The 9,842-nt window shown below is 36.5% G+C and carries 7 protein-coding genes and 1 tRNA gene; 5 read left to right on the top strand and 3 right to left on the bottom strand.

The genetic code is table 11. The features are described from left to right. Positions 1-210 precede the first annotated feature (210 nt). Positions 211-1,053: a MetQ/NlpA family ABC transporter substrate-binding protein gene (locus tag PSE60_RS14550; RefSeq protein ID WP_272665866.1), complete on the bottom strand. Its 843-nt coding sequence runs from the start codon at positions 1,051-1,053 to the stop codon at positions 211-213. A 213-nt stretch (positions 1,054-1,266) separates the two neighbouring features. On the opposite strand from PSE60_RS14550, the gene PSE60_RS14555 reads away from it, so the two are divergent. The 5 genes from PSE60_RS14555 to PSE60_RS14575 all read left to right on the top strand — a co-directional run bounded on the left by PSE60_RS14555 (position 1,267) and on the right by PSE60_RS14575 (position 7,664). Beyond that, on the top strand, positions 1,267-2,391 hold the full coding sequence (locus PSE60_RS14555) for a CMD domain-containing protein (RefSeq protein ID WP_272665867.1): 1,125 nt from the start codon (positions 1,267-1,269) through the stop codon (positions 2,389-2,391). A 4-nt stretch (positions 2,392-2,395) separates the two neighbouring features. Then, positions 2,396-3,856, top strand: coding sequence for an FAD/NAD(P)-binding protein (locus PSE60_RS14560; RefSeq protein ID WP_272665868.1), 1,461 nt, complete (start codon positions 2,396-2,398; stop codon positions 3,854-3,856). 3 nt (positions 3,857-3,859) lie between these two features. Continuing rightward, positions 3,860-4,873: a methionine ABC transporter ATP-binding protein gene (locus PSE60_RS14565; protein WP_272665869.1), complete on the top strand. Its 1,014-nt coding sequence runs from the start codon at positions 3,860-3,862 to the stop codon at positions 4,871-4,873. Next, complete coding sequence (locus PSE60_RS14570) at positions 4,870-5,538, top strand: methionine ABC transporter permease (RefSeq protein ID WP_272665870.1); 669 nt, start codon at positions 4,870-4,872, stop codon at positions 5,536-5,538. The genes PSE60_RS14565 and PSE60_RS14570 overlap by 4 nt, the downstream gene beginning before the upstream one ends. 359 nt (positions 5,539-5,897) lie before the next feature. Then, entirely contained in the window at positions 5,898-7,664 is a 1,767-nt protein-coding gene (locus PSE60_RS14575; RefSeq protein ID WP_272665871.1) for a potassium/proton antiporter, read from the top strand. 246 nt (positions 7,665-7,910) lie between these two features. Here PSE60_RS14575 and PSE60_RS14580 read toward each other — a convergent pair whose 3' ends face one another. Continuing rightward, on the bottom strand, positions 7,911-8,204 hold the full coding sequence (locus tag PSE60_RS14580) for a helix-turn-helix domain-containing protein (RefSeq protein WP_272665872.1): 294 nt from the start codon (positions 8,202-8,204) through the stop codon (positions 7,911-7,913). Positions 8,205-9,674: 1,470 nt separating this feature from the next. Continuing rightward, positions 9,675-9,750, bottom strand: a tRNA-Lys gene (locus tag PSE60_RS14585). Positions 9,751-9,842: the final 92 nt, after the last annotated feature.

Below are 9,842 nucleotides of genomic sequence, written 5' to 3' on the forward strand. Positions count from 1 at the left end.
CTATTTTTTACATAAACTTATCTATATTCTATTTTTATAATGCAGCTCTTAATCTATTAAATAACGAAAAAACATCAGATTGTCTACAAATTCAACACGAATATTTTTCACATTAAATCAGTAAGATATTTAGTTTATATAGAAAAAACCACTAATTAATAAAAATTAGTGGTTAACGTAATACTAATAATAAAAAAATAGACTAGGATTTTATTTAGGGTATTTGTTCCAGCTTTCAGGTTCAATAAAACCATCGTAAATACGCTGCGAACGAATATAATCTGCATATTCTTTAGACTCAAAAGCTTCTTTCAAATCTTTTGCCCACTGAGCATCTAGGTCTTTTTGCATGACAGTCACAATAACACGATGCTCTAACGGTGAATTTTCTACGACCAAGCCATCAGCAATGCGCTGACCTGCACTTGCAACATAGTTGCCATTCACAACGACAAAATCGACATCATCTAGTAATCGTAACCCTTGTGCAGCATCAGTTTCTCGAATATCTAAGTTATATTTATCAGGCGAAATATCATTAACACTAAAGCTTAATGTACTCACATTTGGCTTAATTTTAATCCAACCTAACTGTTCCAGAATTCTAGCACCACGTTCTGCATTAACCGGGTCATTAGATAGCGCAACGATCATGCCATCTTTCACATCATCCAGTGTTTTATGTTTATTTGACCGCAAACTTTGTGGCGCACTCGGTGAATCTGTCAATGCCACCATGTTAATATTATTCTTTTTGTTATAAGCTTCCATATAGGCACGGCTTTGATTAACAGAAGCGTCAATAGAGCCTTCTTCAAAAGCAGGGTTAATTTGCCTATTCTGCGAAAATTGGCGCAAATTAACCGTATAGCCTTTTTTCTCTAAAATCGGGACGATACCTTTATCCACCTGGTCAATATAATTACCAACACCAAAGCCTATCGTAATCTGTTTTTTATTCGGATTATCTTTTTCACTATTATCACCACACCCTACCAACGCAACTAAAGCCGTAGTAATTAAAGACAAACCTATTATTTTTTGTTTTAACATATGTAACAACCCTGTAAAGATATTTTGGGCAGTATAATCATTATTAGAGAGTACGACTTAGACTATATCGTTATAACTTAATACAAAAGTAATATAAGAACTTAGTTTAATTTCTTTTGGTTATAAGCATATAACAAATAGATCGTTCGATTAGTGATGTGATTGATATGTAATGAAGGAGATAAAAAACGTTTAAAAAAAGTGAGTTACTTTATGACTATTTCCAATAATGATGTAATTAATTATTTAACTAATTTAACACCAGATTCCAATCTAGCTAAAATTCGCCATGAACGTACTGTGGCGACTGAAAATACTCAAGCCGTATTTGAAGCCATTTTTTCAGCTCCATCGACATTGCTAACAAATGATGTGAAATATTATTTTGCCCATGAGGTCGCAAAAATTACAGGAAGTCCCCGCCTTGCTGAATTTTATTTGCAATTAGTAAACTCAATTCCTGATGAACCACTTAGCAAACCACTTGCCACAGCAAAAGAATATCTGCAAGTTTTAACACAATCACCTAAAGACACCCATTACCAATTAATTGCCGAATTAACTAACCAAGGTTGGCAAGAAAGTGACATTATTTTACTTGCTCAATTAATAACTTATGTCACTTATCAAGCTCGGCTAATCGAAGGGATTCTATTACTGACAGGTAGTAGTAATCTTACAAATAGTGCACCAAAAGTTGTTGCAGGTAAATGGAACCACCAACCTTTAACCCGCAAAGGAAATTCATCCCCAACTGCTTTTACACAAGATAATTTAGGATGGGAAGCTTGGATTTCAGCAAGGGATGCGAAGACATTATCCGCTGAAGAAGCCCAAGTCATGAAAAAATTTGGTCAATTAAACTCTGAATATTTTTTACTACTCGCCCATCAAAGCAAAATTTTAGAATTACGAACCTTAGTTGACCGTGGCGTATTTTACACTTCTGAAGGGCTACCTCGCTGGGAACGTGAATTCGCTGCAGCTGTAACAAGTAAAGTTAATGGTTGCATATACTGCGCTTCAGTTCACGCAAGAAAAGCCAGTCAATATGCAAAAGAGCGACGTGCTGATGTTGATAAACTATTAGCAACTGCGACAGGTTCTGTACTGGCTGAAGGGTTTGATGACAGGCTACTCGCCATCACAGATTTGGTTGCTTCTTTGTCTGCAACTCCCATCCAAGCCACATCTTCACAAATTAAAGAGTTACAAACATTAGGCTTGTCTGAACTTGAATTACTCGATTTAGTTCAATCAACGGCCTTCTTTTCATGGGCAAACCGCTTAATGTTATCACTAGGGGAACCTTTTGAAATAGCCGAGGGCAAGGAGTAATTCAATGGAACTGATTATAGGTTTAGAGGCATTAGAAGCGCAAATAAAACAAGATTTGCAATATTTAAATTTACCAATAACATCTTGGTCATTATCAAAAAACAATCCAGAAAATCAAGTTATTGATGTCGCTATCATTGGTGCGGGCATGTCAGGGATTACGGCAGCGTTCGCTCTGAAATTACGTGGAATTAACGCGATTGTTTTCGATCAAGCCGCTTCTGGCAAAGAAGGCCCATGGCAAACCCCTGCACTAATGGAAACATTACGTTCACCAAAACATGTGGTTGGCCCTGCGCTTGCGTCCCCTTCTTTAACTTTTCAAGCTTGGTTTAAAGCCCAGTTTGGTATTCAAAAATGGGATGAACTTGATAAAATTCCACGTTTGCAATGGGGCGAATATTTGCAATGGTATAAAACCATGACAGCACCCCATGTACTTAATCAATACCATCTCGTTGATGTACAGCTAAATGATAACTACCGTGAATTAATTTTTAATACCCCTGAAGGAATAGTCAGTTATCAAGCACAACATGTTATTTTAGCAACTGGTATGGAGTCTTTTAGTGAGGCCAATATCCCTAGCTTTATGAATGATATTCCAACAGCCTATTGGGAACACTCCTATGCAGGTACTGACTATCGCCGTTTTAAAGGCTTAGATATTGGTGTTGTTGGTTATAGTGCAGGGGCCATGGATAGTTCAGCAACGGCATTAGAAAATGGCGCTAATTCAGTTGAAATTTTGATCCGAGCTAACGATATGCCTCGTGTAAACCGAGGAAAAGTTGCTGGAAGTGCAGGTTTTACCAATGCATATGCCTATTTTACCGATGCTCAAAAGTGGCATTACACCGATTATGTTGCAAAAGCTAAAACACCGGCCCCTCACGGAAGTACCTTGAGAGTCTCTCGCCATGAAAATGCTTATTTCAATTTCAATACTCAAGTTAGATTTATTGAAGTAAAAAACAAAAAATTGCACGTCACGACCACGACAGGCAAATTCGTATTAGATTACTTAATCTTGGCAACTGGCTATCGAATTAATTGGGCCAAGGAGAGCGCTTTTCATCAATTATCCCCGCTAGTTAAAACATGGGAAGATGTATACACGCCATTTGCCCATGAGGAAAATACAGAGTTAGCTTCGCACCCTTATTTAGGTAATCACTTTGAATTTCAAGCTAAAAGCAACTCAGACACATTAAAAATCAATCAGTTATATTGTTTTAATTTAAGCGCATCACTCAGTATGGGGCCCGTTATAGGGTTAATCCCTGGAACGAATGTTGGAGCAGAACGATTGGCTGACCATATTGCAGCTCAATTGTATCTGAACCATCAAGAACAACATCTTGAGCAAGTTAAAAATAGCCAAGAAGCTGAATTATTAGGTGATGAGTGGCTTCCCGCTGCACCGCCTTCAGAACGTATGCAATTAACTGATAATGTAGAGTAAATTATGATTACCTTTCAAAATATTCAAAAAGTCTATGAAAAAGATGGGCAGTCTTTAGTTGCATTGCAAGACATTAATTTGCATATCAATAAAGGGGATATCTTTGGATTTATTGGTTATAGCGGAGCGGGTAAAAGCTCACTTATCCGCCTGGTGAATCAATTAGAAAAACCAACCAGTGGTGCTGTTATCATTAATGGCCAAAATGTTGCTGAGCATACCCCAGCAGAAACTCGCTCACATAAAAAAAGCATCGGTATGATTTTCCAGCATTTCAATTTACTGGAAACGAAAACTGTTGCACAAAATATTGCGATGCCCTTAGTACTCTCAGGTGTCGATAAACCGGAAATCACTCAGCGAGTTGATAACATTCTTGAATATGTCGAACTTAGCGATAAAAAAAACCAATACCCTGGGCAGTTATCTGGTGGACAAAAACAACGAGTTGGTATTGCTCGTGCTTTGATCAATAACCCACAAATTTTATTATGTGATGAAGCGACTTCAGCACTTGACCCACAAACGACTCGCTCAATTTTGCAATTATTAAAAAAGATCAACCAAGAGCAACATATTACTATCTTACTCGTGACTCACGAAATGGAAGTTATTGAACAAATCTGTAACCGTGTTGCTGTTATGGAATCAGGTAAAATTGTCGAAGAAGGAACCGTACTTGATATTTTTGCCAACCCACGCCAAGACACAACCAGAAAGTTTGTAGGAACCGTGCTAAATGAAGAAATTCCAGAACGCGTTCTACATAACTTAGAACATCAACAAGATGTTTATCGTCTTGAATTTTTAGGGGCTTCCGCTCAGCAACCGGTTGTTAATGAGTTAATACTGAAAGAGATTGTCAAAATAAATATTTTATTTGCCAATATGAAAGAAATCAGTGGTGTCGTACTGGGTAGTATGTTTGTCCAATTTATTGGTGATAAAGAAAAAATGGATGAGGCCGTTTCTTTTCTTCGTCAACGTGGGGTTGCTGTCAATAAGGGGGCATTATGACACAATTATTCGAAACCGCTTTAACAACGAAACAGTTTTTATTAGCGATGTCAGAAACCTTTACGATGGTCAGCGTTGCACTCGTATTAGGCTCTATATTTGGGATTTTATTAGGTATTGTACTTGTTGTAACAAGGCCAGGTGGTATTTGGGAAAATAAATGTATTTATCGTATTGTGAACCCTATTATTAATATTATTCGTTCGTTGCCTTTTATCATCTTATTAGTTGCCATGATCCCCCTAACACGCTTTATGGTTGGAACCTCAATAGGAACAACTGCAGCAATTGTACCATTAGTTATTTTTATTGCTCCTTATACTGCACGTTTAGTTGAAAACTCATTACTCAGCGTACATTCAGGTATTATTGAAGCAGCTGATTCTATGGGAGCAACAAACTGGCAAATTGTTTGGCACTTTATTTTACCTGAGGCGAAGTCATCATTAATCCTAAGTTTAACCGCTGCCAGTATTACTTTAGTTGGTGCAACCGCCATGGCAGGCGCCGTTGGTGGTGGTGGCGTGGGTGACTTAGCTCTAAACTATGGTTACCAGCGTTTTGATAATGTCGCAATGGCTATCACTGTTGTTACATTGGTAATTATCGTTCAAGGCATGCAATTTATTGGCGACTATTTAGCTAAAAAAGCTCGCTACCATTAGTGTAATGGTGAAGGTCGAAAATCTTTTCGGCCTTCTTTATTTGACCTTACTTTATAAATGCCTATTCCCCCCCTTCAATGCTTCTCTCCCACACGCCATGATTATCTTTAATTAAAAAATAAAATAAACTCACCTCGATGCTTACTTATTCAAATTTATCGCTTTTTTACGTGCTTTAACTCACTTTAATGATAAAAAATGCGATAAATAATCAAATTATTTAAATTTATTTATATTATAATCATGTAGATATACTTTTTAATGGATATTATCGGCTTTTCGCTAAAATAATCTATTCTCAGTGTATATTTAGTTATCTTGCTATTTTGACATTTTTTGCTTTCTACGCGCGCTTTACGATGCATCGTCAGCGTTTTATTCACTTACAGATTAAACTGATTATGCCAACTATTGAACAACTCATTTTATTGATTTCTATACTTATTCTTTTGGGTATTTTCTCTAGCAAATTGTCAGCTAGACTTGGTTTACCCATGCTAGTCATGTTTTTATTTATTGGCATGTTAGCCGGTGAAGATGGGATAGGTAAGATTACGTTTGATAACGTTAATGTTTCGTATGCCGTTGGATCTCTCGCTCTTGCTTTAATTTTATTTGATGGGGGTCTGCAAACATCCGTAAAATCAATTCGTTTAGTTTGGAAACCGTCTTTTACACTAGCAACACTTGGCGTTCTTGTAACCGCTGGCGTGACTGGGCTCGCGGCAGCTTATATTCTCGACGTCCCTCTGCTTGAAGGGCTACTACTTGGCGCTATCGTCGGTTCTACCGATGCCGCTGCCGTCTTTTCCTTACTGCGCAACGCTGGGATCTATTTAAATGAGCGTCTGCAATCTACTTTAGAAATAGAAAGTGCAACCAATGATCCTACTGCCATATTCTTAACGGTTGGTTTATTACAACTCTTAATGAATCCACAAGCTTCAGGTAGTGAATTAATTTTGCTATTTTTTAGCCAGATGGGAATAGGGACAGTGGTTGGCTTGAGTGTTGGCTGGGTTTCAGTCAAAATTATCAATAAGATTAAGCTACTCGCAACTGGGTTATATCCTGTCCTTGTCGCTGCATGTGGACTACTTTCTTTCGGGCTCGCCAGTAACTTAGAAGGCAGTGGTTTCTTATCTATTTTTGTTACTGGTGTGGTAATTGGTAATCATCGGTTTGTTTTTCAACGTAATACATTTTTATTCCATGATGGGTTGGCATGGCTAAGCCAAATTATCATGTTCGTTATGTTAGGGTTACTTGTCAACCCAAGTTCCCTTATTGAAGTCTGGCTTGAAGGCTTAGTTATTGCCCTTGTCTTAACTTTTATTGCGAGGCCGTTGGCTGTAATACCTGTCCTAAAATTATTTGGTTTTCCAAAACCTGAGATAACATTGATTTCCTGGGTAGGTTTACGTGGCTCAGTGCCTATTATTCTCGCTATTTTCCCGTTTATCTACGGGCTACCTAATGCCCATCTGATTTTTGACGTGGTTTTCTTTGTGGTCTTAATCTCAGCAACTTTACAAGGCTCAACCTTGCCTTATGTAGCACGTAAATTGAATTTAATGCAGCCACCTCCATTGATCCCTGCAGCAACTTTAGATATTACCGCAGTAGACCAAATAGATGCTGATTTAGTGGAATATACTTTAGGGGAGGATTGCTCTGCGGTAGGTCGCCGATTATCACAATTAGCATTACCAGACCAAACTGTCATTGCAATGATTACGCGAGAAAAAAGTGTTTTACCACCAAGGGGGTCAACTATTCTTCACGCTGATGACCATTTATTTGTTGTTCTTAAGCCTGAAAATCGTATTTTCCTTGAACGTCTTTTTTCAGAAAAAAATATCTCTGAGCACATACCTATTGAACTACCCGATACAGGGTTAAGTCTAAAAGGAACGACGCGATTAAATGAGATCCAATCCTCTTATGGTATCCAAATTGATAACGGCGATGAAAGGACGCTTAACCAATTTATTTATGCTTCTATATCGGATCCTTTACAAGATACCGTCATAAAACTAGAACAACTGCAATTAAGAATTGGAGAAATGATAGGAACACGTATCGTCACAGTAATATTAGAGCCAATTAAAGAACAAGAAAGTTAACTAGGCATAAGCACGCCAGAAAAAAACACGCCTATACCGAGTGAAATATTAAGTAATTATTAGTTTAAGGATATAAAAATAAAAGCCCTTTCGGGCTTTTATTTGTTCTATTATGAAACATAAGCTAAAAATAGCTATTGTCTTATTTAAATCATACACAGCAGATACATTTAATTTACGTTCCCAATTGAAATAATTAAGAACGAAAGTTAATTACGTTTCATTCTGAGACAATATGACATTTGGTTATACAAGGGTATATGCAGAGCTTTCAAACCCTTTATCACCAGTGCTCTCATCTACTTGAGTATCTTCTTGTAGAACTTCACTAAAAAACTCACCCATGTTAACGTCTAAAACTTTTAATACCCGAACAAGGCAATCTATATCAATACGATTTACACCACGCTCGTAACGAAATAGCTGCTGCTCACTTATATCTATCTCTTTAGCCAACTGAAAAACAGTAAAGCCTTGAGCTCTTCTAAGGGCTTTTATTTTTTGTCCAACTGCACAAGCGACAGGATATTTCATGTTCATAAACATTCTCGCTTCAATTTATATTAAGGAAATAAAAATTAGCAGATAATTATCTACATATTTTATTTTTATATTTATGTGTATAACATTTGATAATGCTATAGTCGATTCAGCATATATCGGAAAGAATGATATACTACCATTATAATTAGTTTCAACTAGTCCTAAATTGACATTGCAACTATGTAACAAAGTATTTCACTCTATACACTTCATGCTTAAAATCAAAATAGTACTGTAATATCACCTAGTTACGCACAAAATGAGTAACATCTCATGCTTATATTCCATAAGACACCCACCTTCTCTTGGAATATTTGTCTAAAAAAGACCTATATGGCCGATGTATAACCTAAAAATAAAGGAAATAAACAGAATTATTTAACACTGTAACAATATTAATGTTATTGATACAATTTAAGTTGGTGAAATGTGATAAACCCAGTGTAGATGGTACTTTTATGTAAAAAATAGTAAAAACAATCAATTTTATCTCTAAAACTCTCTGATTCGACAAAAGATCAGTACGTTAAAAAGCCAGTTAACCTGTTACAATTAGCGAAATAGTAAATTTTTAAAGTAGCAAGAATAGAATTTATAATATTCAAGTACCAAACATAACAAAACCATAACGTTAAGAAAGCTTATTATTCATTTTACTAGATGAGCATCACAAAATTATGAAAAATGACTTTCATCGACAATCTAATTTGGTTCTTACTAGTTTCTATTTTTTACAGTATGCAAATTGCTATAAAATTTCAAAAACAAACACGATCTCAGAGTTTATAACTAAGATGTAGTATCTCACATTTACGATATAATAAAAATAGTTTATAAAAAATTGATATTTACTTTCTCTATTCCACAAAATAGCAATTAGACATTCATTTATACGATTTTCTTTTGTCATTGATGCCTAATTAAATCATTATAGTCTATCCCTTACTCCTTTATTATCTATTAGTAGTAAAATATATTCTGCTAATACCATATAGAAATATAGGTGTAAGAACTAAATAATTCTTGCAAAGCGTATCCTGAATTATTCTACATATCAGGCAAGCAGCATAATTGTTAATTGCTTAAATTCTTATCGAGCCCTTTAAGAAATGAAACTGCCATAATATGTGTATATTCGCTAGATTTAATCTGCAATAACACTATGTCTGGATGGTAGCTCATGTAAGATTTCCCCTACGGGCTGAACCCGCAACCAGCTTACCAACGCATGGCTTAACCACTGAGTCGTTTACTTGGGAATGTATCGATGTTGTTTGCTTAGATTTGTTTACTTGGATTGAATTGATATTGAGATGGTGAGTCGTGCAGGATTTAAATCCTTCGGATTTCCCCTACGGGCCGAACCTGCAACCAGCTTATCGAGGTATGGCTTAACGACTGAGTCGTTTACTTGGGAATGTATCGATGTTGTTTGGTTAGATTTGTTTACTTGGATTGGAACTGAGATGGTGGGTCGTGCAGGATTCGAACCTGCGACCAATTGATTAAAAGTCAACTGCTCTACCGACTGAGCTAACGACCCATCTTGGAAATTCTGATTTTATACTGGTTTAGATGGTGGGTCGTGCAGGATTCGAACCTGCGACCAATTGATTAAAAGTCAACTGCTCTACC

This window comes from Providencia sp. PROV174 (assembly GCF_028480685.1).
Lineage (GTDB): Bacteria > Pseudomonadota > Gammaproteobacteria > Enterobacterales > Enterobacteriaceae > Providencia > Providencia rettgeri.

Bases quoted from the DNA above. Each gene is read 5' to 3' on its own strand.
- PSE60_RS14575 (WP_272665871.1), top strand. From the start codon at position 5,898: ATGCATCGTCAGCGTTTTATTCACTTACAGATTAAACTGATTATGCCA.
- PSE60_RS14555 (WP_272665867.1), top strand. From the start codon at position 1,267: ATGACTATTTCCAATAATGATGTAATTAATTATTTAACTAATTTAACA.
- PSE60_RS14580 (WP_272665872.1), bottom strand. From the start codon at position 8,204: ATGAACATGAAATATCCTGTCGCTTGTGCAGTTGGACAAAAAATAAAA.
- PSE60_RS14550 (WP_272665866.1), bottom strand. From the start codon at position 1,053: ATGTTAAAACAAAAAATAATAGGTTTGTCTTTAATTACTACGGCTTTA.
- PSE60_RS14560 (WP_272665868.1), top strand. From the start codon at position 2,396: ATGGAACTGATTATAGGTTTAGAGGCATTAGAAGCGCAAATAAAACAA.
- PSE60_RS14570 (WP_272665870.1), top strand. From the start codon at position 4,870: ATGACACAATTATTCGAAACCGCTTTAACAACGAAACAGTTTTTATTA.
- PSE60_RS14565 (WP_272665869.1), top strand. From the start codon at position 3,860: ATGATTACCTTTCAAAATATTCAAAAAGTCTATGAAAAAGATGGGCAG.